Raw genomic sequence first — 25,881 nt, forward strand, 5'->3', positions numbered from 1 at the left:
GCGGGTCGTTCGCGTCCATACGGGGAGAGCCAGGCGGATCGGACGCCAGGAACGGTCGCCCCCACCAGTACGGCACGAGGGTGCTCGACCACACGGGAGGCATTGTGAACAGCGATCGGGACGAGATCCGCGGGGGCTTGAACTCACCCGTCGACGATCAGTCCGACGCGGAGCCCGTCGAGTCGACGGGTGAGTTCACCATCGACTACACCCCACCGGCCTGGTACACGCAGAACGCGTCGGACGCCCAGGCGCAGGCTGCCGATGCGGCCCCGCCTGCTCCCGAGCGGACACCGCCGCCCGCGCCCGCTCCCCCGCCCGCGCCGCCGGTTCAGACCGGTCCGCCGGTCGGGGGGCCGGCTGCTGTGCCCGGCCTGCCGATGACCGGTGGCTTCCAGCCGAACTGGGCTCCGGCGCCGCCCGCGGCGGCCGAGCCCGAGATCGTGCCGGAGCCCGGGCCGGCGGCGGAACCGGCACCCGCACCCGCACCGGCACCCGCACCCGCACCCGCACCGGGGAAGGCCGCGGAAGCGTTCGGCGGTGGCGACGTGGAGAGCGGGGCGACCATGAAGTTCTCCCCGGCCGCGCTGAAGAGGGAATTCGAGAAGCTGGAAGCGGCCGCGAAGGCGGCGCGGGAGCGGGCCGAGGCTCCCGCTCCCGAGCGTCCCGATGAGGAGAGCGTCATCGGGATCCCCGAACCGAGGGACGGGGGCGACGATTTCGGCGTCGCCGCACGGATCGACGACGGCACCTCCGAGGCCGCTGCGACGGCCGAGGGGCCAAACGTTTCCGGTACGGCTGAGGACGGCGCAGGAGTTACCGGCGCGACGGGAGCGGACGCCGCGGCGCAGCCCGACGAGTCGGCTACGGGCGCGTCCGATGCACCTGCCGCCGATGAGGGCACCGATTTCCTGATCACCGATGCCGTCACGGACACAGTCCCCGAGGACGCACGGCCCGAGAACGCAGAACCTGAGAACGCAGAACCTGAGAACGCAGAACCCGAGAGCGCCACGCCGGAGAGCGCACAGCCCGGCTATCAGCAGCCCGGAACCGAGCGGCCCTCGGACTCCCTGCCGCCGCTCGGTGCGGGCAGTGACCGAGGAGCAGAGGAACCGCAGGACGCACCGCCCGCCCCGGCCCCGCCCTGGTCGCCCGCGCCGCCCGCTCAACCACAGCACGAACTGCCGCCGCTGCCACCGGCGTTCCAGCCCGCGGCACCGGCTCCCGCCGCGCAGTGGCCGCCGACCACACCCACCGCCGATCAGTCCCCGCCGCAGAGCGAACAGGGCGGTTACGGCTTCCCGCCCCCGGCATCCCAGCTTCCGGCGCAGGAGAGCCCGCAGCCTCAGCCGCCCCACTCGCCCCAGCCCGGCTACGGCTTCCCGCAGCCGGCCGCGCCCGTCCCGAATCAGCCTGCCCCCGCGTCACACCAGCCGCAGGGACCGCAGCCCGGATACGGCTTCCCCCAGCCGACGTACAGCCTGCCCGCGGCTCAGCAGCCGCAGCCGCCGCAGGCACCTGAGACACCGCAGGTATCGCAGTCTCATCAGCCGCCGCAGAGCGGATACGGATTCCCGCAGCAGTCCCAGCCGTACGGACAACAGCCTCCGCCCGCCGCCCAGGAGCCCCCGCCCGCCGCACAGCAGCCGCAGCCGCAACCGCTGCCTCTTCCGCAGCAGCAGGCACCGCAGTCACCGCAGGCGCCCCAGCCACCGCACGGCGGATACGGATTCCCCCAACAGCAGCCCGCACCCCACATCCCGCAGCAGCAGTCGCCCCCGCAGGGTTACGGCTTCCCTCAGCCCGCACCCCTTCCGCCGGCCACACCGCAGCCACAGACTCCCCAAGCGCCCCAGTCCTACCAGGCGCCGCACGGCGGATACGGGTTCCCGCAACCCGGCGCGCCCGTCCCGGGGCCGTCCGCGGCGCCGGATCCGCTGCAGGGCCCGCCTCACGGACAGCAGCCTGGCATCCCGCAGGAACAGCAGCCCCAGGCACCGGTCGATCCGCGCACCGGGAACGCCTGGCCGCAGCCGGTCGCACACGATCAGCGCGAGCGCTCCGTCCCGGGCGCGCCTCTCGGCTATACCGCTGCCGTCGAGCTCTCGTCGGACCGGCTGATCCGCAACAAGCAGAAGCCGAAGAGCAGTCGCAGCGGACCCGTCGGCGCCTCCCGCTTCAAGCTGGGCGGCAAGAAGGAAGAGGCGGAGCGGCAGCGCAAGCTCGAGCTGATTCGTACGCCGGTGCTCTCCTGCTACCGGATCGCCGTCATCAGCCTCAAGGGCGGCGTGGGCAAGACCACCACGACGACCGCGCTGGGTGCGACGCTGGCAACCGAGCGGCAGGACAAGATCCTCGCGATCGATGCCAACCCCGACGCCGGCACCCTCGGCCGACGGGTACGGCGGGAGACCGGGGCCACCATCCGCGATCTGGTCCAGGCGATCCCGCATCTCCATTCGTACATGGACATCCGCCGGTTCACCTCGCAGGCGCCGTCCGGTCTGGAGATCATCGCCAACGATGTGGACCCGGCGGTCTCCACGACGTTCAACGACGAGGACTACCGGCGGGCGATCGACGTCCTGGGCAAGCAGTACCCGATCATCCTGACCGACTCCGGAACCGGTCTGCTCTACAGCGCGATGCGTGGCGTACTCGATCTCGCCGACCAGCTGATCATCATCTCCACGCCGTCCGTGGACGGTGCGTCCAGCGCGAGCACCACACTCGACTGGCTCTCCGCACACGGCTACGCCGAACTCGTCTCGCGTTCGCTCACCGTCATCTCCGGCGTCCGCGAGACCGGAAAGATGATCAAGGTCGACGACATCGTGCAACACTTCGAGACACGTTGCCGCGCGGTCGTCGTCGTGCCGTTCGACGAACATCTGTCCGCAGGCGCCGAGGTCGATCTGGACATGATGCGACCGAAGACGCGCGAGGCGTACTTCAACCTCTCGGCGCTGGTCGCCGAGGACTTCCAGCGGGCCCAGCAGGCCCAGGGGTTGTGGACCGGCAGCGGCCAGGGGGCGCCGCCGCACATGGCGCCGCCGATGCCGGGGATGCAGCAACAGCCGTACGCTCCGCAAGCACCACAGCCGCCGCATGCACCGCAACAGCCGTACGGGCAGCAGCCACCGGCACCGCAGCCCCCCGTTCAGCCCCAGCAGGGACAACCGCCCTACCTGCAGCAGGGACAGCTGCCGCAGCCGCCCGCCGGTCAGCAACCGCCGCAGCACTACCCGCAGCAGGGACAGAGCTGGCGGCAGCAGCCGGTTCAGCAGAGCCTGCCTGGTCAGCAGGGCACTCAGGAACAACCGGATGCACAGGGTCCCGTTCCGCCCGGCAGCTGGCCCCAACAGCAGCCCCCGCAGCCGCCGCCAGCCCCTCAGCAGTAAGGCAATAGAGGTATAGACCACTGAAGGCCCGCACCGTGCGAACGGTGCGGGCCTTTTTGGTATTTCTGCAGCCCAGATGGGGTATGGGCGAACGTTGACACCTCTGGACCACCGCTGATAAACCTTCGCTTCACCAGCTGGCGACTCCATGATTCACCCTGACGCGAGGTCAACGCCCCATGGACAGAAGAGTTTCGACCGGCACCATCAAGCACCGCTCACGCCCCCGACTGCTTCTGGCCACCGGTGCCGCCGCGTTCGCCCTCGTGGCAGCGGCCGCGACCCCGTTGAATCCCGCTCCGCAACAGGCTCAGGCGGCGGTGACCAAGTCCGGCGCCTCGTCCGGCGGTAAGAAGGTCCTCACCGTCGCCGTCAACCAGAGCATCGACTCACTGAGTCCATTTCTGGCCACCCGACTGGGGTCCACCACCGCACTGCGCCTGATGTATGACTACCTGACGAACTATGACGTCAAGGACGGGCACACCGTTCCCGGCCTTGCCACTGCCTGGAAGGCCTCGCCGGACAAACTGACCTGGACCTTCACCATCCGCAAGAACTCCACGTGGTCGGACGGCCAGCAGGCCACCGCCGACGACGCCGCCTGGACGTTCAACAAGATGATGACCGACCAGGGCGCGGCCACCGCCAACGGCAGCTTCACCGCGAACTTCAAGAAGGTCACGGCGCCCGACCCGCAGACGCTGGTCGTCGAGCTGAAGAAGCCGCAGGCCACGATGACCGCGCTCGACGTGCCGATCGTGCCGAAGCATGTCTGGGAGAAGGTCGGGGACTTCTCGAAGTTCAACAACGACAAGCAGTTCCCGATCGTCGGCAACGGGCCGTTCATCCTGACGGACTACAAGGTCGACCAGTATCTGAAGTTCAAGCCCAACAAGACCTTCTGGCGTGGCACGCCGAAGTTCGACGAGCTGGACTTCAAGTACTACAAGGACAACGACGCCGCCGTGGCCGCACTGGAGAAGGGCGAGGTCTCCTTCGTCCAGGGCCTCACCCCGGCCCAGGCCGCCGCGCTCAAGACCGAGAAGAACATCAAGGTCAACGATGCGCCCGGCCGCCGTTTCTACGCCCTCGCCACCAACCCGGGTGCCAAGGCCAAGAACGGCAAGAAGATCGGTGACGGCAACCCGGCCCTCCTCGACCCGAAGGTCCGCAAGGCGCTCTTCACCGCCACCGACACCCAGACCATCATCGACAAGGTCTTCCAGGGGCACGCCGTCCAGGGCGAGGGGTACATCCCGCCGCGCTTCTCCGACTACTTCTGGAAGCCCGCGGCCGACCAGAAGATGTCGTACGACCCGGCCAGGGCGGCAAACCTCCTCGACGAGGCGGGCTACAAGAAGAACGGCAGCGGCAAGCGACTCGGCAAGGACGGCAAGCCGCTGAACTTCCGGCTCCTCTGCCATGCCACCGACCCGAACGACAAGGCCATCGGCAAGTACCTGCAGGAGTGGTGGAGCAAGCTCGGGATCGGCCTCAAGGTCGACTGCCTGGACAACGTCTCCGACCCCTGGCTGGCCGGCGAGTACGACCTGGCCTTCGACGGCTACTCGGTCAACCCGGACCCGGACTATGTCCTGTCCATTCACACCTGTGCCGCGCTGCCCGGCACGCCCAAGGACACCGGCGCGACCGACAACTTCATCTGCGACAAGAAGTTCGACCAGCTCTACGCCAAGCAGGCCGCCGAGTACAACCCGGCAACCCGGGCCGACCTGGTCAAGCAGATGGAATCGCGGCTCTACGACACCGGATACATGAATGTCATGGCGTATCCGAACGCCGTCGAGGCGTACCGTACCGACCAGATCAAGTCGATCGAGACGATGCCCGAGGCGGCGGGCAACATCTGGGGTCAGGACGGCTACTGGAGCTGGTGGTCCGCGGTCCCGGCGAACAGCAGCACCGCCAAGTCGTCGAGTTCCTCGACAGGACTCATCATCGGCATCGTCGCGGCCGTCATCGTCATCGGGCTCGGAGGCTTCGTCGCCCTGCGCCGCCGTTCCACCGCGGAAGACCGTGAATAGTTCATGAGCGCTGCAAGCACCACTCCGCTCGCGGAGGGTGCGGCGGACGGCCCGGTCCAGGTCAAGACCGGGCCGTCCGGCCCTCGCACCCGTAACGCGACCGCGTACCTCACCTATGTGGCGGGCAAGCTGGGCGGCGCCGTCGTCTCCCTGCTCGCCGTGCTGGTCACCAGTTTCTTCCTGTTCCGGATCATTCCCGGTGATCCCGTCCGCACCATGACACACGGTCACCCGGTGTCCCCGGCGCAGCTGGCGCATCTGCGGCAGCAGCTGGGACTGGACCTCCCGGTGTGGAGGCAGTTCACCGAGTACTGCACCAAGGCGCTGAGCGGAGATCTGGGCACCTCCTACCAGTTCCACGCGCCCGTCGGCGATCTGATCACGCAGAAGGTACCCGCGACCCTGCTGCTCACCGGAGTCGCCGTGGTCGTCTACTCCGCCCTCGGCCTCTGGCTCGGTACCCGCTCCGCCTGGGGCCACGGCGGGCTCGGGGACAGGGTCAACACAGGAGTGGCGCTGACGCTCTGGTCGGTGCCGTCCTTCTGGCTGGGACTGCTGCTGATCATCGTGTTCTCCGTCGGGATCGGCCCGGTTCCAGGCATGTTCCCCACCGGGGGCATGGAATCCGGCGGCCTGACCGGCTTCGCGCACATCACCGATGTGGCCCACCACATGGTGCTGCCCGTCATCACCCTGGTCGCAGTCGGATACGCCCAGACGCTGCTGGTGATGCGCTCGTCGCTGCTCGACGAGATGGGCAGCGACTATCTGACGACCGCCCGGGCCAAGGGGCTGCGCGACGATCTCGTACGCCGGCGTCACGCGGTCCCCAACGCGCTGCTGCCCACCGTGACCATGGTCTTCATCAACTTCGGCCATGTGGCGGCCGGCTCGATCCTCGTCGAGACGGTCTTCTCCTGGCCCGGTCTCGGCGGCCTCTTCTACCAGGCACTGAGCGTTCCCGATCTGCCGCTGGTGCAGGGGCTGTTCGTGGTGTTCGCCGGAGCCATGATCGTGATGAACCTGATCGCCGATCTGCTCTATCCGCTGCTCGATCCCAGGGTGGGCCGATGACGACCGCACAACAGACCGCCGGGTCTCTCGCGTGGGCCAGACGGCGGCATTCCGCAGCCCGCTTCTGGCAGCAGTACCGCACGCACCGGGCCGGCGTCTTCGGTCTCTGCGCACTGGTCCTGATCGCGCTGATCGCCATCGCCGCGCCGCTGCTGGTCGGTGCCGATGTGCAGAGTGTGACCAAAGCCCCGGGTACGGCACTGGAGTCACCGAGCGGCCGGTTCCCGCTCGGTACGGATCAGTTCGGACGTTCCCTGCTCGGCCTGCTCGTGTGGGGGGCGCGGATCTCGCTCACCGTGGGACTGCTCGCCGCCGCGCTCTCGGTGGCCATCGGGACCGTGGTGGGAATCATCGCCGGCCACTTCGGCGGCGGGTTCGCGACCGTCCTCATGCGGATCACCGACTGGTTCCTCGTGATGCCGACGCTGGTGCTGGCGATCGTGCTGGCCACCGTGCTGAACCACTCCGTCTGGACGGTGATCCTGGCGATCGGTGTGACCAGCTGGCCGACCACTGCCCGGTTGGTGCGGGCACAGACGATCGCCGTCGAATCACGTCCTTACATCGAACGCGCCAGAGCGCTCGGCGGCGGGCACAGCCATGTCATGTCACGCCATGTACTGCCCAACGTCGTGCCACTGGTCCTCGCCCAGACGACTCTCGGCATCTCCAATGCCATTCTCACCGAGGCGACGCTGGCGTTCCTCGGTCTCGGCGATCCGACCGTGATCTCCTGGGGCGGCATGCTCCAGGACGCCCGTGAGGCCGGCGCGGTGTCCTCGGGGCACTGGTGGTATCTGGCGCCGCCTGGCATCGCCATCGCTCTGGTGGCGCTCTCCTTCACCCTCTGCGGCCGTGCCGTCGAGGCCGTGCTCAACCCGAAGCTGGGGGTGGCGCGTTGAGCCTCCTCGAAATCAAGGACCTCCATGTGACCTACGGGTCGGGGGCCGCAGCGGTCCCCGCCGTACGCGGCGTGGACCTCACCGTGGAAACCGGGCAGAAGGTCGGCATCGCCGGTGAATCGGGGTGCGGAAAATCGACCCTGGCGCTGGCGCTGCTGCGTCTGCTGCCCGCATCGGCGAAGCTGACCGGTGAGATCCTGCTCGACGGTGAGGACGTCCTCGCCATGAAATGGGGCAGGTTGCGGGCCGTTCGCTGGGCGGGCGCCTCGATCGTCTTCCAGGGTGCGATGCACTCGCTGAACGCGGTGCACCGGATCGGCGACCAGATCGCGGAGCCGCTGCTCGTGCATCGTCAGGCGACTCAGGCAGCAGCCCGCAAACGAGCCGGCGCGCTGCTCGAGCAGGTCGGGCTGCCCGCGGCCCGGGCCGATGCCTATCCGCACGAGCTCTCCGGCGGTATGCGCCAACGCGTCATGATCGCGATGGCGCTGGCCTGCGATCCCCAGCTGATCGTCGCCGATGAGCCGACCACTGCTCTCGATGTGATGATCCAGGCGCAGATCCTCAGGCTGATCGAGCACCTGGTGGCGCAGCAGGACATCAGTCTGCTGATGATCAGTCACGACCTGGCGGTACTTTCCGACACCTGCGACCGGCTGGCCGTGATGTACGCGGGCCGGATCGTCGAGGAGGGCCCCGCGCAACAGGTCTTCGCCGCGGCGGAGCATCCGTACGGTCGCGCACTTTCGGGCGCCTTCCCGCGTATCGGGGATGCCGCGTCGCGGCGCGCGCCGCGCGGTCTGCCGGGCGACCCGCCGGATCCGGCCGACCTGCCGACGGGCTGCACGTTCCATCCGCGCTGCCCGGTCGCGCTCGACGAGTGCGCCACCGAGGACCAGGCGCTGCGGGACGCCGGGCCGGAACGGCGGGCAGCCTGCGTGCTCGTCGCTCCCCGGGCGGCCGGTGCGTCCGGCCTCCAGGACGCCGAGGAAGCAAGGAGCACGTCATGACCGCCACCCCCCTGCTCAGCACGGACGGCTTGAAGATCACCTTCCCCGGCCGGCGCGGTGGTGCACAGGCGCACGCCGTCGACGGAGTCGATCTCGACATCAGGCCGGGCGAGATCGTCGCGCTGGTCGGTGAGTCGGGGTGCGGCAAGACCACGCTGGCCCGCTCCATGCTGGGCCTCGTCCAGCCGACTTCGGGCCAGGTCACCTTCGACGGCCGCCCGCTGGACTACTCCTCGCGCGGCCTCAAGGCATACCGCAAGCGGGTCCAGCTGGTGCTGCAGGACCCCAGTGGTTCACTCAATCCCCGGCACACGGTGTACGACGCGGTGGCGGAGGGTCTGCGGATCCACGGCTACGCGGGCGACGAACGGGACGCGGTGGCGGAGGCGCTGTCGCGGGCCGGGCTGCGGCCGCCCGAGCGTTTCTTCCTCCGCTATCCGCACGAGTTGTCGGGAGGCCAGCGCCAGCGGGTCGTGATCGCGGGTGCGCTGGTCCTGGAGCCCGAACTGATCGTGGCCGATGAGCCGGTGGCCTCGCTGGACGCCTCGGTACGCGGGGAGATCCTCGCCCTGCTGCTGAGACTGCGGGACGAGCTGGGGCTTTCGGCCCTGGTCGTCACCCATGACCTGGGACTGGCCTGGAACATCGCCGACCGGGTCGCTGTGATGTATCTCGGCCGGATCGTCGAGACAGGTGAGGTGGACCAGATCCTGACGACGCCTCAGCATCCTTATACGAAAGCCCTGTTGTCGGTCATGCCGGACGCGGAGGGCGATCCTGTGGTGCTCACCGGTGAACCGCCGGACCCTTCCCGGGTGCCTGCGGGCTGCCGGTTCCACGTCCGCTGCCAGATTCTCGCCTCGGGCGAGGCGGAGCGCGCGGGGGTTGCGGACGCCTGCCGCAGGGAGGACCTGCCGGTCCTCCCGAGCGGCGGCGCGGACGCCCAGGTGGCCTGTCACTGGGCCGCGGCCCTGCGGACCACCGGGACGGTTCCCGCCTCCTAGTGCCCCTCCCGGCAGGCTGTGTCCGTCGCGCCGGGCATCACGGCCGGGACCTGCGGAGCCGGGCGCCCGGGCGCCGCCCCACTCGCCGACCGGCCGCCCGCGGTGGCCGGGAGGACGCCTGGCCCTGCGTGACGGATCCCGTCACGCAGTCCTGGCGACGGACGAGCGGGGCCCGGCGGGGGCGGCCTCAGCTCTGCTCGTACGCCTGGATCAGAGCGGTGGAGCGCTTCACGTCGTCGGCGATGGCCACCAGCAGCGCCTCGATCGAATCGAACTTCTCCATGCCCCGCACATACGCCAGGAAGTCGACGGCGGCATGCATCCCGTACAGATCAAGGCCGACGCGGTCGATCGCGTAGGCCTCCACCGTGCGTTCGGTGCCGTTGAACTGCGGGTTGGAACCGATCGAGATCGCGGCCGGCATCCGTTCGCCGTCCGCGGTCAGCCACCCCGCGTAGACACCGTCCACCGGAATGGCGGTGTGCGGCAGGGTCTCGACGTTCGCTGTGGGGAAGCCCAGTTCACGACCGCGCTGCGCTCCGCGCACCACCACGCCCTCGACACGGTGCGGGCGGCCCAGGATCTCCGCCGCGCCCGTCATGTCGCCCTCGGCGACCAGCCGGCGGGTCAGGGTGGAGGAGAACGGCTCGCCGCCGCCCGCCTCGCCGCTCACCGAGAGGTCGACGACCTCGGTCTCGTAGTCGTAGGACGTGCCGTACTCGGCCAGCACCGCGACGTTGCCTGCCGCCCGGTGGCCGAAGCGGAAGTTGGGGCCCTCGATCACTGTCCGCGCGTGCAACTTGTCCACCAGGACCTTCACGATGAAGTCGGCGGGCGACAGCTTCGAGAAATCCGCGGTGAACGGGAGGACCAGCTGAGCGTCCACGCCGAGTCCTGCCATCAGCTCCGCGCGCCGGTGGTGCGGTGCGAGCAGCGGCGGATGACTGCCGGGGCGGACGACTTCACTGGGGTGCGGGTCGAAAGTGACCACGACGGACGGCACACCGAGCTCGCGGGCGCGCTCCACGGTGCGCCCGATGATCAGTTGGTGGCCACGGTGCACGCCGTCGTACGAGCCGATGGTGACGACGCTGCGTCCCCAGTCCTGGGGAATGTCCTCCAAGCCACGCCAGCGCTGCACTGAGACCCGCTCCTCGCCCGAACCCGTATACATGATCATTACCGTGCACTCATGCAGGTCTAAGACTGCCATGTCCGGCGCCGCTGGCTTGCATCGGCATGGGTGCACCCAGCTTCTCGACCATCCGGCGGGCGCTCGGCCCGACCACCACGGCCCACTCCTGGGGCGCCATGCTGAGCCAGCCGAGGATCTGCCCGGCGAAGCCGGGCACTTCACGGCAGAGCTCCACGAGCCGCCGGTCGAACCGGGCAGCCCCGTCCGGTGTACGGACCAGCAGCAGACCGGTGCGGTGCACGAGGTCGCGGGTCCTGAACTCGGCACGGTGGCCCGATCCCAGTGCGGCGGCCCGCAACAGGACCTCCGCGACCGACAGGTCGCCCGGCGCCTCGTGCCCGGGCTCGTACCGCTCGTACTCCAGCAGCATGTCGAGCAGTTCGTCGCGCAGGGGCTGTGAGCTCCGGCTCCCCGGCGCCGCGAGCACCGGGGCCAGGGCGCTGCGCATCCGGCGGGGGCGGCCCCGTACCAGGCCCGTGACGAGCGGCAGCAGGTCGGCGCGCGCTGCCGGACCGGCCTCGAGACGGCGTCCGACGAAGTCGGCGGCGTGCGCTGCTCCCTCCGGATGCCGGTCGGCGAAGGCGCGCACGAAAGCGGCGGCGCGGCGGGCGAGCTCCGGTGTGCCGGCTCCGGAGAGCGCGCGCAGGATCTCCTCCGCGTCCTGCGGCCGGTCTTCGATGCGTGTGCGGAAGGCGGCGAACACCGGATCCGGATGGGTGTGGAGTGCGGGGGCCAGAGCGGCCGCCGGCAGCTGCGGATGTCCGGTGGTGAAGAGCCTCAGGGCTCGGGGCAGATGATGCGCCCTGGTGCGCGCGTCCCCCACCAGCAGCGCGAGTGCCGGACCGTGCAACGCGGCGTCGTCGGGATGCGTGAGCAGCGCGAGCGCGGCATATCCGAGCTGTTCACGGTCGGCGGCGCCCGCCGCCCGTGCGGCGGTCGGCAGGATATGGGCCGCAGCGGCGGCCCGGCGCCCCGGCCTGTCGTCGTGGGACCAGCGGTCGACGGCTCGGCACAACGCGGCCGGCTCGTCCTCGGCCAGCGCGGTGAGCAGTTCGTCCGCGCGAGGGTGCGCGGTGGCCACCAACGCCTCGGCGAGATCATCCACGGCGAGTTCGCGCCGGGTGTACAGCAGAGCCTGCGCCACACCGGCGACGGTGGGGCGCAGCTCGGTGTGCGGGCCGTGGGGCAGAGGGCGCTCGTCGGCGAACCAGCGGCAGAGCAGCGGCTGTACCGATCGGGGGTCGGCCGCGAGCCGCCGGGCCACCGCGTCCAGATAGCGGTCGCCGGACTGCGCGCCTGGCGCACCGTCGGCGGGTACCAGCCGCCGCAGCAGATCGAGGCGTGGGCCCTCACCGATCCGCAGCCGCTCCCAGAATGAGCTGTCGAACCGGTCGAAGCCGCCGAGACGGTGCGGCCCGCCGGACCGCAGGGAGTGCAGGGTGATCCGGTCGGCAAGGAGTTCGAGCACCCCGATGTGACGGCGGGGATCGGGGACGCGCAGCAGTACGTCACCGAGCAGCCGGGCCACCCATCCCTGGGCGTCGCGGGACGCGGCGAGGGCGCCGCTGGGTTGCTCCTGCTGCAGCCGGTCCAGTGCTGTGATGAGTACCCGCAGTCTCCGCCCGAGTGCACAGGAGCCGTGCCGGCGTTCCAGCAGAAGCATGGCCTGCACCGTCGGGCCGATCCGGTGCCGGGGCACGGCGGGCGGGCATCCGGAGCCGGCCACTGGCGTCGTCCGGGGCACCACCGCAGCCGTCGCGCACCGCGGCAGCTCCCTGACCGCCGCGGCTGCCCGGTCCCCCGGCCAGCCGTGCACCAGCGGATCCAGAGCCCGGTCCACGTCGAGATGCGCGCCCTGCACCCAGTCGGCGAGCTCACTGTGGGCGAAGCGGAAGCCCGCTCCGGCGGGGGTCAGCAGCCCCTCCGCGAGTACGGCGGATGCCCACCCCGTGCGCCAGGGGAAGACCTCCTCGAAGGATGCGCGGGTCAGCTCGCCCTGGGCGGTCCCCAGACAGCGTCGCGCCGCCTCGTGCACCTGCCCCGAGACCCGGGCTGCCAGCCTCCGCACGACCGTGCCCCGGGATGCAGGGCTGCGCGCGGCCGCGATCCGTACGGCGATGCGCAGACAGAGCAGATCGAGGTATGCGGTGAGGATGTCCTCCCGGCTCGGGTGTCCGTCCGTGCCGCCCGGGAGCGCCGCCCGGACTTCGGCGAGCATCCGCAGCGACAGCGGATGTGCGGCGTCCTGGGGCGCCGCGACGCCTTCGGGGATGCCATGACTTCTGCGGGCCGTCAGGGCCTCGTGCGGCAGCAGATCCCCGACGGAGATGTGCGGCGCGCGCCGCGGCGGGAGCCCGGAGACCCGGTCCCAGAACTCGGGCAGACAACCGACGATCATCCGCACGCCGTGAGAGGTCAGCCAGCCCGCTGTTTCCCTGGTCCACACCGGCAGTACGGATGCCAGCGGGGGTGGCATCTCCTCGGGGCCGTCGAGCAGCACGAGCAGCGGCTGACCTGCGTCCGCGGCCAGCCGGGCCATCCGTTCGGGTGTGACGCGGTCCATGCCGGCGGCGCCCACGATGCGCCCGGCACGCCGTACCGCCCGCGCCACCGCGTCGGCGACCGATGCGTCGTCGGCGCGCAGATCGGCGCCGCGCAGCCAGACGGTCGGAGCCGGCTGAGGGCCGTGGGCCCGGCGTGCGGCCAGAGCCCGGAGTTCAGTGGTACGGCCGGTGCCCGGGTCGCCCACGAGTCCGGTCACGGGCACGTTCCCGGAGGTGAAGTCGGCCAACTGCCGTACGATGTGCCTCCGTTCGGCCATCTCGTGGAGAGGAGCCGGGCCACCGGACAAGCCGACCGACAGCGCGGTCAGCTCCAGCACTCCCGCGAGATTCAGATCGGGCCCGTGTCCCGGCACGGTTGCCGCGTTACGGCTCAGCAGCGGTGCGAGCTCGGCTCCGCGCAGCGGCACGGCCAGACCCGGGGCCGGGTGTGCGCAGTGCAGAGCGGTGCCGAGCACTCCCAGCACCGCCCCGCTGGTCGCGTCGATGACGGGTCCGCCCACCGCCGCTCCGCCGAGCCGGAGCGCATCGCGGCAGTCCGTGCCCATCGCGAGCTCCAGGGCCGCATCGAGCCGGTGGCTGCCGTCGGCCGCCGTGTACGTCGCCGGGGACTCGCCCAGCACTCGCGCCGCCCGCCAGCCGGGGGCGGCGACCCGGACATAGGTGCCGGTCTCGACCCTGGATCGCGGGGAGATCGGGAGCGGCCGCACACCGAGGCCGTCGGTCCGCACCAGCGCGAGTCCGAGGTGGGGCAGCGCGGTGATCGCGTCGGCTCCGGCGATCCAGGTCCGCTCGCCCGGGGCGTGCAGCACGGCTCCGGTGAGCCCGTCGACCGCCTGATGGCTGGTCACCACCGTGCCGAGATCGTCGGCGACGAAGCCGGTCCCTCGTAACCGCCCCGCACGATCGCAGATGCCTACCAGCGTCTCCCCGCTTCCCATGTCCTCGACGGTAGGCGGGCAATGATCGCTGCGAGAAGAACACCCACGCAAAGCGCCCCCCAACGCTCCTGCCAGTCACTCCGAGCGCCTGCCCATTGGAGTGAATCGCGTGTGCGCAGTGGATAGAACCCTTGCGAGGGGGGCGTGGAGCGGGCCTGAGGCCCTGCCCGCTCCACGGCGGTACACGCGTCCGGCTGTTCGGCGGCCGGAAGGCGGTGCCGGGGCCTCAGCCGAAGACGGCCAGGCTCTTCGCCTTGCCGTTCTGGTCCTCGACCAGGGCAAGGAGATGCCCCTCGGGACCGAAGGCGGCCACCGCTCCGGCCGGGTAGGCGGGCATCTCCAGCCTGACGCCGTTCAGCAGCAGCCGGGCTCTCTTCTCGTCCACGTCCCAGCGCGGGAAGGCCGCGGCGGCGGCATCGGCGGCAGGCATCACGGTGAGCTCTTCCTGGAGCTGGTCCAGGGTCCTTGCCGCGTCCAGCCCGTACGGGCCGACCCTGGTGCGCCGCAGGGCGGTGAGGTGGCCGCCGACACCGGTCTCGGCGCCGAGGTCACGGGCGATGGCACGGATGTACGTACCGGACGAGCAGACCACCGAGACGACCAGGTCGATCACCGGCGTCCCGTCGTCGGCGACAGCCGGCCGGACGTCGTGGACCTGGAACGAGGAGACGGTCACCGGGCGGGCCGGGATCTCGAAGTCCTCGCCACCGCGCACCCGTGCGTAGGAGCGCTTTCCGTCGATCTTGATGGCGCTGACCTTGGAGGGCACCTGCATGATGGCACCGGTCTGCTTGGCCACGCCCGCGTCGATGGCCTCCCGGGTGACCCCCGAAGCGTCACTGGACGAGATGATCTCGCCCTCCGCGTCGTCGGTGATCGTGTTCTGGCCGAGCCGGATCGTGCCGAGGTACTCCTTCTCGGTCAGCGCGAGATGCCCGAGCATCTTGGTCGCCCTCTCCACACCGAGTACCAGTACGCCGGTGGCCATCGGGTCGAGGGTGCCGGCATGGCCCACGCGCCGGGTCCTGGCGATTCCGCGCATCTTGGCCACGACGTCGTGCGAGGTGAAGCCGGACGGCTTGTCGACGATGACAAGTCCGTCCGGCGTCGTGTTCTGCTGTGTCATTCGGAGGCGCTGTCCTCGTCGTCGTCCTCCGGCTTGCGGTACGGGTCCGCGCCACCGGCGTACGTGGCGCCGGAAGACGCCTCACGCACCTTGGCGTCCGACGCCCTTGCCCGGTCGAGCAGATCCTCGATCGCCTTTGCGTTCTCCGGGAGGGCGTCGGCGACGAAGGCGAGGGTCGGGGTGAACTTCGTCCCCGCCGCCGCTCCGACCGCCGAACGGAGGATGCCCTTGGCGCTCTCCAGGCCGGCGGCCGCGCTCGCCCGCTCCTCGTCGTCCCCGTAGACCGTGTAGAAGACCGTGGCCTCCCGCAGGTCGCCGGTGACCCGGGTGTCCGTGATGGTCACATGCGTGCCCAGACGGGGGTCCTTGATACCGCGCTGCAGTTTCTCGGCGACCACCTCCTGGATGAGGTCCGCCAGCTTCTTCGCCCGCGCGTTGTCGGCCACTGGTCCGTCTCCCTTTACCTTGCTCAGTCGTCTTCGTCGCTGTGCAGCCGCCGTCGTACGGACAGCAGCTCCACTTCCGGCCGGGCGGCGACATGTCGCTCGCACCGGTCGAGTACATCAGTCAGGTGCTCGGTGTTCCCGGACACCACCGCGAGCCCGATCCGGGCCCTGCGATGAAGATCCTGGTCACCGACTTCCGCCACGCTCACCGCGAATTTCCGCTGGAGCTCGGCCACGATCGGCCGGACGACGGAGCGCTTCTCCTTCAACGACCGTACGTCGCCGAGAAGCAGATCGAAGGACAGTGTCCCCACATACATGCATGTCCGGATGTCCCGCCGGTCCGGGTTCGGGGGCCCGGGGTCATCTCCCGGACCGGTACCGCCGTGCCCCGCCAACCGCTCGGCAGGGACACCAGAACCGTACACGCAACGGCCGGGGCCGCTCGACGGAAATAACTCCCGCCGAGCGGCCCCGACCGACGCGCTACGGATCAGCCGCAGTGCGGATCAACAGTGATGCTGATCAGCCGCGGGGCTTCTCGCGCATCTCGTACGTCGCGATGACGTCGTCGATCTTGATGTCGTTGAAGTTTCCGAGGTTGATACCGCCCTCGAAGCCTTCGCGGATCTCGGTGACGTCGTCCTTGAAGCGGCGCAGACCCGAGATGGTGAGGCTCTCCGCGATGACCTTGCCATCGCGCAGCAGCCGCGCCTTCGTGTTGCGCTTGACCTCGCCGGAACGGACCAGCACACCGGCGATGTTGCCCAGCTTGGACGAACGGAAGATCTCGCGGATCTCCGCAGTACCGAGCTCGACCTCTTCGTACTCCGGCTTGAGCATGCCCTTGAGGGCCGCTTCGATCTCTTCGATCGCCTGGTAGATGACCGAGTAGTACCGGACGTCCACACCTTCGCGGTCGGCCATCTGCGCGGCACGGCCGGCCGCGCGGACGTTGAAGCCGATCACGATCGCGTCGGAGCCGGTCGCCAGGTCGATGTCCGACTCGGTGACCGCACCCACACCGCGGTGCAGCACCCGGATGTCGACCTCTTCGCCGACGTCGAGCTGGAGCAGCGAGGACTCGAGAGCCTCCACCGAACCGGACGCGTCGCCCTTGATGATGAGGTTGAGTTCCTGGACCAGACCGGCCTTGAGCGCCTCGTCCAGATTCTCCAGGGAGAACCGGACACCCTTGCGGGCGAAGCGGACGTTGCGCTCACGCGCTGCACGCTTCTCGGCGATCTGACGGGCCGTACGGTCCTCGTCGACGACCAGGAAGTTGTCGCCGGCGCCCGGGACGTTGGTGAGACCGAGGACGAGGACCGGAGTCGAGGGACCCGCCTCTTCCACGTTCTCGCCCTTGTCGTCGAGCATCGCGCGGACCCTGCCGTACGCGTCGCCGACCACCATGGTGTCGCCGACCCGGAGGGTGCCTCGCTGGACCAGGACGGTCGCAACGGCACCGCGGCCGCGGTCGAGGTGGGACTCGATCGCAATACCCTGCGCGTCCTGCTCCGGGTTGGCCCGCAGGTCGAGCGAGGCGTCGGCGGTGAGGACGACGGCCTCCAGCAGCGACTCGATGTTGAGTCCCTGCTTGGCGGAGATGTCGACGAACATGGTGTCGCCGCCGTACTCCTCGGCCACCAGACCGAACTCGGTGAGCTGACCGCGCACCTTGGTCGGGTCGGCACCCTCGACGTCGATCTTGTTGACCGCGACCACGATCGGCACGTCGGCCGCCTTGGCGTGGTTCAGCGCCTCGATCGTCTGGGGCATCACACCGTCGTTGGCCGCCACCACGAGGATCGCGATGTCGGTCGACTTGGCACCGCGGGCACGCATGGCGGTGAACGCCTCGTGACCAGGGGTGTCGATGAAGGTGATCTTGCGGTCCTCGCCGTTGACCTCGGAGGAGACCTGGTAGGCACCGATGTGCTGGGTGATGCCGCCGGCCTCGCCCGCAATGACGTTGGTCTTGCGGATCGCGTCCAGAAGCCGCGTCTTACCGTGGTCGACGTGACCCATGACGGTCACGACCGGCGGACGCGCGACGAGGAACTCCTCGCCGCCCTCGTCCTCGCCGAACTCGATGTCGAAGGACTCGAGCAGCTCGCGGTCCTCCTCCTCGGGGCTGACGATCTCGAGGACGTAGCTCATCTCGTCCGCGAGCAGCTTCAGCGTCTCGTCGGGCACGGACTGGGTGGCCGTGACCATCTCGCCGAGATTCATCATCACGGCGACGAGCGACGCCGGGTTGGCGTTGATCTTCTCCGCGAAGTCGGTGAGGGAGGCACCGCGCGACAGGCGGACGGTCTGTCCGTTGCCGCGAGGCAGCATGACGCCGCCCACCGACGGGGCCTGCATGGCCTCGTACTCCTGGCGCCTCTGCCGCTTCGACTTGCGTCCACGACGGGCGGGCCCGCCGGGACGACCGAAGGCACCCTGTGTGCCACCGCGGCCACCGGGGCCGCCGGGACGGCCCGCGAAGCCGGGACGTCCACCGAAGCCACCACCGGGAGCGCCGCCACCGGGACGACCGCCGAAGCCGCCGCCACCGCCGGGACGACCGCCGCCACCGGGACCTGCCGGACGGCCGGCGAAGCCGCCGCCCGGACGGGCGCCGCCGCCACCGGGACGGCCTGCGCCGCCACCGGGACCACGACCGCCACCGCCGGGACCGCCACCGGGACGGGGAGCCGCGGCGGGACGCTGCGGCATCATGCCGGGGTTGGGACGGTTACCACCGGGAGCACCGCCGGGACCACCGGCGGGGCGTGCGCCACCCTGCGGGCGGGGCATGCCACCGGGGCTCGGACGGGCGCCGCCCTGACCCTGGGGCCGGGGAGCACCGCCGGGACCACCCTGCGGACGCGGGCCGCCGGGACGGTCCTGGCCGCCGCCGGGGCGCGGGGCACCGCCGGGACGGGGCGCCTGCGGGCGCGCCATGCCGGTGGAGCCACCCGAGGTGAAGGGGTTGTTGCCCGGGCGGGGGCCCGCCGGGCGGCTGCCGCCGGGACGCGGTGCGCCCTGGCCTGCGGGACGTGCCGGACGCTCGCCGCCACGGCCACCGTCTCGCTGACCGCCGTCACGCTGACCGCCGGCCGGGGCCGGACGGGCGGGACGCGGGCCGGGGGTGGCACCCGAGGGCCTCGGGGCCTGCGGCGCTGCGGGCGCCGGAGCCGAGAACTCGGCAGCGGGAACCGGGGCCGCCGGAGCGGGCTTGGCCGCCGCGGGCTTCGGACCCGGCCGCGGACCTGCGGCTGCCGGCGAGGACGCCGCGGGGGTGCTGCTCTGCGGAGCCTCGGCGGCGGCCGGCTTGGCCGGGACACCGGGCTTCGGGGCAGCGGGACGGGCCGCGGCGGCCGGGGCCGGCGCTGCGGCGGAGGAACCCGCGCGGTTGGCGGGGGAGGGCGCGGCCTTGCGAGGCGCGCCGGGCTTGGCAGCGGACTTGCCGGCGTTGCCGCCGGGCCCCTGCAAAGCGTCAGTCAACTTGCGTACAACCGGCGCCTCGATCGTCGAGGACGCCGAACGTACGAATTCACCGAGTTCTTGGAGCTTGGCCATGACGACCTTGCTCTCAACCCCGAACTCCTTGGCGAGTTCGTATACCCGGACCTTAGCCACTTCGCTCCTTTTAGGTCCGGGTTACCGCCGGACCGTCGCTACTTCATGGGCGTACTCATCGCGTACTCATCGAGTGCTCATCGCAATCTCGACCTACTTCCAACTCGCGAGGTACCTGACCGCACGGGGACCCGTGCCGTTCCTTTTCTTACGGTGCTGCCTGCTCGACGTACTGGTTCAGCGCCGCACTGTCGAGCGCTCCCTTGACCCTGAAGGCCCTGGAGAACGCCCGGCGGCGGACCGCCAGGTCGAGGCAGACCGAGGCGGGGTGCAGATACGCACCCCGGCCGGGCAGCGTACCGCGCGGATCAGGGACACAAATGCCCTCCACCGCCACGATGCGCAGCAGATCGCTCTTGGCCGCACGCTCCCGGCATCCCACGCAGGTTCGCTCAGGGCATACTCGGGCGTCTGTCCGGCCAGACACGTTCAAGTCTACCTCCCCGTATCGACCTCACCCTTTTGGGGCAGGAATCGAACGGATGTTGTCCTGATCTTTCTCGGATCCTGCGGAGACGGACTCCGGCCGGACCGTTCAGTCCTCGTCCGACGACTGCTCCGGCGCCTGCTCGGTGTCCGGGCGGATGTCGATCCGCCAGCCGGTCAGCCGGGCGGCGAGCCTGGCGTTCTGGCCCTCCTTGCCGATGGCGAGGGAGAGCTGGTAGTCGGGAACGGTGACGCGTGCGGAACGGGCACCGAGATCGACGATCTCGACCTTGCTGACGCGGGCCGGGGAGAGCGCGTTGGCCACCATCTCGGCCGGGTCGTCCGACCAGTCCACGATGTCGATCTTCTCACCGAGCAGCTCGGCCATGACATTGCGCACACGGCTGCCCATCGGGCCGATGCAGGCACCCTTCGGGTTGAGCCCCGAGCGGGTGGACCGTACCGCGATCTTGCTGCGGTGGCCGGCCTCGCGGGCGATGGCCTCGATGACCACGGAGCCGTCGGCGATCTCCGGGACCTCCAGGGCGAAGAGCTTCTTCACCAGGTTCGGATGGGTGCGCGACAGCGTCACGGACGGGCCACGGACACCCTTGGCCACCCGGACCACATAGGTGCGCAGCCGGAGGCCATGGGTGTAGCTCTCGCCGGGGACCTGCTCCTGCACCGGCAGGATCGCCTCCAGCTTGCCGATGTCGACCAGTACGTTCCGCGGGTCCTTGCCCTGCTGCACGACACCGGCGACGACATCGCCCTCACGGCCTGCGTACTCGCCGAACGTCAGGTCGTCCTCCGCGTCCCGCAGGCGCTGCAGGATGACCTGCTTGGCCGTGGTCGCCGCGATCCGGCCGAAGTCGGACGGGGTGTCGTCGAACTCCCGGGCCTCCTGGCCCTCTTCGAGATCCGCCGGGTCCTCCTTCGCCCAGACCGTCACATGACCGTTGTCATGATCGAGGCTGACGCGCGCGAGACGGCGGCTTCCCTCGGTGCGGTGGTAGGCGATGAGGAGGGCCGACTCGATCGCCTCGACCAGCAGGTCGAAGGAAATCTCCTTCTCCTTCGCCAAGCCCTTCAGAAGCTTTACGTCGATGTCCATGGCTACGCCTCCTCTTCCTTCTTGTCCTTGCGGTTGAACTCGAGCTCGACACGTGCCTTGGCGATCTCCTGGAAGGCGACCCGGCGGGCGGTGGGCTTGCGCCCCTTCACACCCGGCACCTCGACACCCAGACCTTCGTCGTCCACCTCGAGAATGCGGGCGACCAGCTCGCCGCCGTCGTTCAGGGTCAGCCTGGCCAGACGGCCGATGGCCCGGACGTAGTGGCGGTGCTCCGACAGCGGGCGGTCCGCGCCCGGGGAACTGACTTCGAGGACGTACTCGTCCTCGCCCATCACGTCACTCTCGTCGAGCTTCTCGGAGATGGCGCGGCTCAGTTCGGCGCAGGTGTCGAGCTCCACGCCCTCTTCCGAGTCCACGACGACTCTCAGCACGCCACGCCGGCCGGCCCGGGACAGATCGATCTCTTCCAGATCCAGGTCCTTGGCGGCGACGAGCGGTTCCAGCAGCCCGCGCAGCCTTTCGCTCTGGGTGGTGCTCATCCGGGTGACTCCTCGGCCGCGTGTGCTGTTGTGGGATCGTCGCGTGTCGGATCAAAGGGTATCCGGTCGCAGGGGGTGTTGCCGTCCTACCACCGGTGACCCGCAGGTACGCTCGCCAGCGGTGATCACTACGAGGGGCCGAGGGAGACAGACGTGCGGCGCACGGGGACCACACGCAGGCGTCTGCTGAGCGTGACGGGAGCTGCGGGGGCCGGTCTGCTGACCGGCTGTTCGAAGCGGCCCGCTGCACACCGTACACAGGGTGCGGCGGCGCCCGATGCCACCACCGCGCTGCGGCAGCGGTCCGCGCGCGCCAGCGGGACGCTTCTCGCGCTCTACGACGCGGTGCTCGCCCAGCACACGGACCCCGGGACGGGCGCGCTCGCACGGCCGTTGCGGGACGCCGTGGCGCTGCACGTGAGCGCCCTGTCCCCGGCCGCGGCCACACCGGGTCCGTCCCCTTCCCGCACCCGCTCCGCGTCACCGGCGCCCGCTCCCCCGGCGGTCCCGGCCGGCCGGGAGGACGCGGTGAAGGCCCTCGCCGCGGCCGAGCGCCGTACCGCGGACACCCACACCGCCGCCCTCGCCGGGGCACCGCCCGAGCTGGCCCGACTGCTGGCGTCGATCGCCGCCGCATCCGCCGTACACGCGTATCTGCTGACCGCGGGAGACCACCGATGAGCTCGCTGGCCGCCGCGCAAGCCGCGCTCGCCGCCGAACACGCCGCGGTGTACGGCTACGCGGTCGTCGGCGGCCGGGTCGCCGACGACCGGCGCGAGGAGGCACACAGGGCGTACGACGCGCACCGCGCCGCCCGTGACGGCCTGGTCCGCACCGTGCGGGACCTGGGTGGGAAGCCGGTGGCCGGGTTGGCCGCCTACGCCTTGCCCTTCCCGGTGGAAGGGCACACCGACGCGGTGCGGCTGGCAGCGGATCTGGAGGACCGGGTGGCCGATGTCTACTCCGACCTGGTGCGTGCGGCGCGCGGGCCGCTGCGCCACGAAGCGGCCCTCTCCCTGCGGGAGTCGGCAGTGCGGGCGGTGCGGTGGCGGGGCGGCGGCAGCGTAGCCTTTCCGGGGCTCGTCGAACGGGCCGCTCCCAGTTCCGGAAAGGGAACCACCCACGCATGACTTTCGAACCGCCGCAGCGGCTGGTCCGGGCGCTCGGCGAGACGTACGGGGACGCCGCCGCGGCCGACTGGCTCGGCAGGATTTCGGCCGCCACTCAAGGGGCACTCGATGTACGGGAGTTGACCGCGGAACGCGTGCAGGCCCCCGGTGGGCGCAGCAGCCTGGTCGTTCTGGTGCAGCAGCCCGGCGGCGGCTCCGCCGTCCTGAAGGTGGCCCCGGAGTTCGCGGGTCCGCATCTGGAGCGGGCCGCGCTGGCCCACTGGAACGGCTGGGGTGCGGTGCGGTTGCTCGACGACCCCGCGGCGGTCACGGTTCAGGACACCGCGCTGCTGATCGAGCGGCTGCACCCGGAGGTCTCCTTGCACTCCCTGCCGGAGGCGAAGGCGCTGCTCGAGGCGTCGGGCACGGTACGGAAGCTGTGGGTCGAGCCGCCGCCCGCGCATCCCTTCGAGACGGTCACCGAGCGCACGGCGCGCCAGTCCGACGCGATGCGCGCGACGGCGGAGCCCCTGGTGGTGCCGCTGGTGGACGCGGCACTCGCCGCACGCGACGAACTGGTCTCCGCACCCCCCGAGCCCGTGCTGCTGCACGGCAACTTCCGCCAGAGCAAGGTCCTCGCGGGCGAGCGCACCCCCTGGCTGGCGGTCGGCCCCGATCCGGTCGTCGGGGAACGGGCCTACGACCTGGCCCGGCTGGTACGGGACCGGGTGGACGATCTGGTGGCGGCGGCGGTCGGCCCGTCGACCGTACGGCGCCGGGTGAACCGTCTCGCGGACTCGCTCGAGGTGGATCGGGGACGGCTGCACGGCTGGACGCTGTTCCGGGCGGTGGAGTCAGGTGCACGGGCGATCGCAGCGGGGCGGCGGCAGGACGGCGAGCTGCTGCTGGAGTTCGCGGGCTGGCTGTAGGACGCGCCCGCCTGCGGTGCCGCTGCTGTTCAACTCCGCCTCACCGGCTCTGCCTGCCGCTCCGTGAACCGCCGCAGCGGCCCTTCCGGGCCCCCGCGGCGGTCGGGAACAGCCTCAGCCGACGAGACGCGCGATCGCCTCGTCCACCGTGAGCTCTTCGCGCTCGCCCGTGCGACGGTCCTTGAGCTCCAGCACACCGTCGGACGACCGCCGGCCCGCCACCAGGATCTGCGGGACACCGATCAGCTCGGAGTCGGTGAACTTCACTCCGGGCGAGATTCCGGGGCGGTCGTCGACGAGCACCCGCACCCCGGCGGCGCCCAGCCGCTCCGCCACGTCGAGTGCCAGCTCCGTCTGCAGAGCCTTGCCGGCCGCCACCACGTGAACGTCGGCCGGCGCGATCTCCTTGGGCCAGCACAGACCCTTCCCGTCGGCCGACTGCTCAGCGAGCGCGGCTACCGCACGGGAGACGCCGATGCCGTAGGACCCCATGGTGACCCGCACCGGCTTGCCCTGCTGGCCGAGGACGTCGAGCTGGAAGGTGTCCGCGTACTTGCGGCCCAGCTGGAAGATGTGACCGATCTCGATCGCCCGGTCCAGCTGTAGGCCCGAACCGCAGGACGGGCAGGGGTCGCCGGCCTCGACGACCACGACGTCGAGGTAGTCGTCCACCTCGAAGTCCCGCCCGGCGACGACGTTGCGGGCGTGTGTGTCGGGCTTGTTGGCGCCGGTCACCCACGCCGTGCCGGCCGCGATCCGCGGGTCCGCGATGTAGCGGACCTTCTCCAGGCCCTGCGGACCGACATAGCCGCGCACCAGGTCGGGGCGGCCCTCGAAGTCCTCGGCGGTGACCAGCTCCACGACGGCGGGCGCCAGGTGCTCGCCCAGCTTGCCGAGGTCCACCTCACGGTCGCCGGGTACACCGACCGCGACGATCTCGCCGTCCACCTTCACCAGAAGGTTCTTCAGCGTCGCCGATGCCGGGATGCCGAGCAGCGCGGCCAGCGTCTCGATCGTCGGGGTGTCAGGGGTGTCGAGCTCCTCTGCGGGGCCGTGCTCGGACGCCGCGGGCGGCGCCACCTTGTAGGTCACAGCCTCGGTGTTCGCCGCGTAGTCGCAGTTCGGGCAGTCCGCGAAGGTGTCCTCACCGGCCGCCGCCGGGGCCAGGAACTCCTCCGACGCGGAGCCGCCCATCGCACCCGAGACGGCGGAGACGATGCGGTGGTCGAGACCGAGCCGCTGGAAGATCTTGATGTACGCCCCGCGGTGCAGCCGGTACGACTCGGCCAGCCCCTCGTCCGTGGTGTCGAAGGAGTAGGAGTCCTTCATCTGGAACTCACGGCCGCGCAGCACGCCGGAGCGGGGGCGCGCCTCGTCCCGGTACTTCGTCTGGATCTGGTAGAGCATCACCGGCAGGTCCTTGTAGGACGTGCACTGGTCCTTGACGGTCTGGGTGAAGATCTCCTCGTGGGTCGGGCCGAGGAGATAGTCGGCGCCCTTGCGGTCCTTGAGACGGAAGAGCAGGTCGCCGTACTCCTCCCAGCGGCCGGACGCCTCGTAGGCCTCCTTGGGCAGCAGCGCGGGCAGCAGGACTTCCTGGGCGCCGATGGCGTCCATCTCCTCGCGCACCACGCGGGAGATGTTGTCCAGGACCTTCTTGCCCAGCGGCAGCCAGGTCCAGATACCGGCCGCGTTGCGGCGGACGTATCCGGCACGGACCAGCAACTTGTGGCTGAGCGTCTCCGCGTCCGCCGGGTCGTCGCGCAAGGTCTTGACCATCAACCGGGACATGCGCTGGACCTGGGCCATGGTGACTCTCCTGCTTGGCTGTGTTTTCCGGAGGACACCCCCCGGACCCCCGTAAGTGATGTCAGGAGGTTAACCGGGCCCGGCGGGCGGGCGGAAATCGGTCAGCCGGCGTCCGGCCGGCCGGGCCGGAGCAGCGGGAGCGGAGCACCCATCACGGCGTACGGCTGTCCCGCACTCGGGAAGTGGACCCGGCGGGCCAGGTCGGTGTACCCGAGTGCCCGGTAGAGGCCGCGGGCCGGGCTCTCGGTGTCGATCGCGGAGAGGATGGAGCGGGGCTGTTCCGCGCTGTCGGTGAGCGTCGTGATCAGTTCGCGGCCGATGCCGCGGCCCTGGTAGTCGGGGTGCACGTGCAGTTCGGTGATCACAAAGGAGTCGTCGAGCCATTCCGCGGTATCGGTGCTGCGCAGATACGGTTCGACGACCGTGGACCACCAGTGGCCGCGGCTGTTGGGCATCCCGTAGACAAAGCCGGTCAGCCGGCCGTCGGCGGTGGTCGCGCCGAGGGCGTGGGCGCCCGGGTTCTGCAGATGGCGCAGCACGATGTGGCGGCGCACGGCGACCTCGTCGTCGCTGAGCCCGAACGCGAGGGCCTGCACGGCCAGGGCCTCGTCCACGCGCGCGGCGAGATCGACCGGCCGGACCACTACGTCATCCAT

General features: G+C 70.6%; 20 protein-coding genes. 9 read left to right on the forward strand and 11 right to left on the reverse strand.

Annotated features, from left to right (window positions below; translation table 11 throughout):
- Positions 1-104 precede the first annotated feature (104 nt).
- The 6 genes from OHS16_RS07265 (at position 105) to OHS16_RS07290 (ending at position 9,442) form a co-directional block, all read left to right on the forward strand.
- Entirely contained in the window at positions 105-3,404 is a 3,300-nt protein-coding gene (locus OHS16_RS07265) for an SCO5717 family growth-regulating ATPase (RefSeq protein ID WP_328536352.1), read from the forward strand.
- A 179-nt stretch (positions 3,405-3,583) separates the two neighbouring features.
- A complete protein-coding gene (locus OHS16_RS07270; protein WP_328536353.1) occupies positions 3,584-5,452 on the forward strand; it encodes an ABC transporter substrate-binding protein in 1,869 nt (622 codons plus the stop codon).
- A 3-nt stretch (positions 5,453-5,455) separates the two neighbouring features.
- Positions 5,456-6,526: an ABC transporter permease gene (locus OHS16_RS07275; protein ID WP_328536354.1), complete on the forward strand. Its 1,071-nt coding sequence runs from the start codon at positions 5,456-5,458 to the stop codon at positions 6,524-6,526.
- Entirely contained in the window at positions 6,523-7,428 is a 906-nt protein-coding gene (locus tag OHS16_RS07280) for an ABC transporter permease (protein WP_328536355.1), read from the forward strand. The genes OHS16_RS07275 and OHS16_RS07280 overlap by 4 nt, the downstream gene beginning before the upstream one ends.
- Positions 7,425-8,438, forward strand: a complete 1,014-nt coding sequence (locus tag OHS16_RS07285) for an ABC transporter ATP-binding protein (protein WP_328536356.1) — start codon at positions 7,425-7,427, stop codon at positions 8,436-8,438. Before OHS16_RS07280 ends, OHS16_RS07285 begins: the two co-directional genes overlap by 4 nt.
- Positions 8,435-9,442, forward strand: coding sequence for an ABC transporter ATP-binding protein (locus tag OHS16_RS07290; protein ID WP_328536357.1), 1,008 nt, complete (start codon positions 8,435-8,437; stop codon positions 9,440-9,442). The genes OHS16_RS07285 and OHS16_RS07290 overlap by 4 nt, the downstream gene beginning before the upstream one ends.
- A gap of 187 nt (positions 9,443-9,629) precedes the next feature.
- Here the strand turns inward: OHS16_RS07290 and OHS16_RS07295 are convergent, their stop codons facing one another.
- The 9 genes from OHS16_RS07295 to rimP form a co-directional block, all read right to left on the reverse strand.
- Complete coding sequence (locus OHS16_RS07295) at positions 9,630-10,583, reverse strand: bifunctional riboflavin kinase/FAD synthetase (RefSeq protein WP_328540746.1); 954 nt, start codon at positions 10,581-10,583, stop codon at positions 9,630-9,632.
- Between the two features lie 49 nt (positions 10,584-10,632).
- Positions 10,633-14,139, reverse strand: a complete 3,507-nt coding sequence (locus OHS16_RS07300) for a serine protease (RefSeq protein WP_328536358.1) — start codon at positions 14,137-14,139, stop codon at positions 10,633-10,635.
- 226 nt (positions 14,140-14,365) lie between these two features.
- On the reverse strand, positions 14,366-15,265 hold the full coding sequence (gene truB / locus OHS16_RS07305) for a tRNA pseudouridine(55) synthase TruB (protein ID WP_328536359.1): 900 nt from the start codon (positions 15,263-15,265) through the stop codon (positions 14,366-14,368).
- On the reverse strand, positions 15,262-15,711 hold the full coding sequence (gene rbfA / locus OHS16_RS07310; RefSeq protein ID WP_328536360.1) for a 30S ribosome-binding factor RbfA: 450 nt from the start codon (positions 15,709-15,711) through the stop codon (positions 15,262-15,264). The genes truB and rbfA overlap by 4 nt, the downstream gene beginning before the upstream one ends.
- A 23-nt stretch (positions 15,712-15,734) precedes the next feature.
- Entirely contained in the window at positions 15,735-16,031 is a 297-nt protein-coding gene (locus tag OHS16_RS07315) for a DUF503 domain-containing protein (protein WP_328536361.1), read from the reverse strand.
- 205 nt (positions 16,032-16,236) lie between these two features.
- Positions 16,237-19,338: a translation initiation factor IF-2 gene (infB, locus tag OHS16_RS07320; RefSeq protein ID WP_328536362.1), complete on the reverse strand. Its 3,102-nt coding sequence runs from the start codon at positions 19,336-19,338 to the stop codon at positions 16,237-16,239.
- Positions 19,339-19,486: 148 nt separating this feature from the next.
- The gene (locus OHS16_RS07325) at positions 19,487-19,765 is read right to left on the reverse strand and encodes a YlxR family protein (protein WP_328536363.1); all 279 of its coding nucleotides are present in this window, start codon (positions 19,763-19,765) and stop codon (positions 19,487-19,489) included.
- A 108-nt stretch (positions 19,766-19,873) separates the two neighbouring features.
- Positions 19,874-20,878, reverse strand: coding sequence for a transcription termination factor NusA (gene nusA / locus OHS16_RS07330; protein ID WP_328536364.1), 1,005 nt, complete (start codon positions 20,876-20,878; stop codon positions 19,874-19,876).
- A gap of 2 nt (positions 20,879-20,880) precedes the next feature.
- Entirely contained in the window at positions 20,881-21,378 is a 498-nt protein-coding gene (rimP, locus tag OHS16_RS07335) for a ribosome maturation factor RimP (RefSeq protein ID WP_328536365.1), read from the reverse strand.
- Positions 21,379-21,531: 153 nt separating this feature from the next.
- Here rimP and OHS16_RS07340 point away from each other — a divergent pair, with 153 nt between their 5' ends.
- From OHS16_RS07340 to OHS16_RS07350, 3 genes are read left to right on the forward strand one after another with little or no spacing between them, the layout of a single operon-like run.
- Entirely contained in the window at positions 21,532-22,059 is a 528-nt protein-coding gene (locus OHS16_RS07340; protein WP_328536366.1) for a hypothetical protein, read from the forward strand.
- Positions 22,056-22,508: a ferritin-like domain-containing protein gene (locus OHS16_RS07345; RefSeq protein WP_328536367.1), complete on the forward strand. Its 453-nt coding sequence runs from the start codon at positions 22,056-22,058 to the stop codon at positions 22,506-22,508. Before OHS16_RS07340 ends, OHS16_RS07345 begins: the two co-directional genes overlap by 4 nt.
- The gene (locus tag OHS16_RS07350) at positions 22,505-23,416 is read left to right on the forward strand and encodes an aminoglycoside phosphotransferase family protein (protein ID WP_328536368.1); all 912 of its coding nucleotides are present in this window, start codon (positions 22,505-22,507) and stop codon (positions 23,414-23,416) included. The genes OHS16_RS07345 and OHS16_RS07350 overlap by 4 nt, the downstream gene beginning before the upstream one ends.
- 114 nt (positions 23,417-23,530) lie before the next feature.
- On the opposite strand, the gene OHS16_RS07355 is transcribed toward OHS16_RS07350, so the two are convergent.
- Both OHS16_RS07355 and OHS16_RS07360 read right to left on the reverse strand, forming a co-directional pair.
- A complete protein-coding gene (locus OHS16_RS07355) occupies positions 23,531-25,225 on the reverse strand; it encodes a proline--tRNA ligase (RefSeq protein ID WP_328536369.1) in 1,695 nt (564 codons plus the stop codon).
- A 101-nt stretch (positions 25,226-25,326) separates the two neighbouring features.
- On the reverse strand, positions 25,327-25,881 hold the full coding sequence (locus OHS16_RS07360; RefSeq protein ID WP_328536370.1) for a GNAT family N-acetyltransferase: 555 nt from the start codon (positions 25,879-25,881) through the stop codon (positions 25,327-25,329).

The sequence above is a fragment of the Streptomyces sp. NBC_00344 genome (assembly GCF_036088315.1).
Lineage (GTDB): Bacteria > Actinomycetota > Actinomycetes > Streptomycetales > Streptomycetaceae > Streptomyces.

Excerpts from the sequence above, each read along its gene's own strand:
- OHS16_RS07280 (WP_328536355.1), top strand. The coding sequence starts at position 6,523 with ATGACGACCGCACAACAGACCGCCGGGTCTCTCGCGTGGGCCAGACGG.
- OHS16_RS07275 (WP_328536354.1), top strand. The coding sequence starts at position 5,456 with ATGAGCGCTGCAAGCACCACTCCGCTCGCGGAGGGTGCGGCGGACGGC.
- rimP (WP_328536365.1), bottom strand. The coding sequence starts at position 21,378 with ATGAGCACCACCCAGAGCGAAAGGCTGCGCGGGCTGCTGGAACCGCTC.
- OHS16_RS07355 (WP_328536369.1), bottom strand. The coding sequence starts at position 25,225 with ATGGCCCAGGTCCAGCGCATGTCCCGGTTGATGGTCAAGACCTTGCGC.
- OHS16_RS07300 (WP_328536358.1), bottom strand. The coding sequence starts at position 14,139 with ATGGGAAGCGGGGAGACGCTGGTAGGCATCTGCGATCGTGCGGGGCGG.
- OHS16_RS07350 (WP_328536368.1), top strand. The coding sequence starts at position 22,505 with ATGACTTTCGAACCGCCGCAGCGGCTGGTCCGGGCGCTCGGCGAGACG.
- truB (WP_328536359.1), bottom strand. The coding sequence starts at position 15,265 with ATGACACAGCAGAACACGACGCCGGACGGACTTGTCATCGTCGACAAG.
- OHS16_RS07290 (WP_328536357.1), top strand. The coding sequence starts at position 8,435 with ATGACCGCCACCCCCCTGCTCAGCACGGACGGCTTGAAGATCACCTTC.
- nusA (WP_328536364.1), bottom strand. The coding sequence starts at position 20,878 with ATGGACATCGACGTAAAGCTTCTGAAGGGCTTGGCGAAGGAGAAGGAG.
- OHS16_RS07270 (WP_328536353.1), top strand. The coding sequence starts at position 3,584 with ATGGACAGAAGAGTTTCGACCGGCACCATCAAGCACCGCTCACGCCCC.
- OHS16_RS07315 (WP_328536361.1), bottom strand. The coding sequence starts at position 16,031 with ATGTATGTGGGGACACTGTCCTTCGATCTGCTTCTCGGCGACGTACGG.
- OHS16_RS07345 (WP_328536367.1), top strand. The coding sequence starts at position 22,056 with ATGAGCTCGCTGGCCGCCGCGCAAGCCGCGCTCGCCGCCGAACACGCC.
- OHS16_RS07360 (WP_328536370.1), bottom strand. The coding sequence starts at position 25,881 with ATGGATGACGTAGTGGTCCGGCCGGTCGATCTCGCCGCGCGCGTGGAC.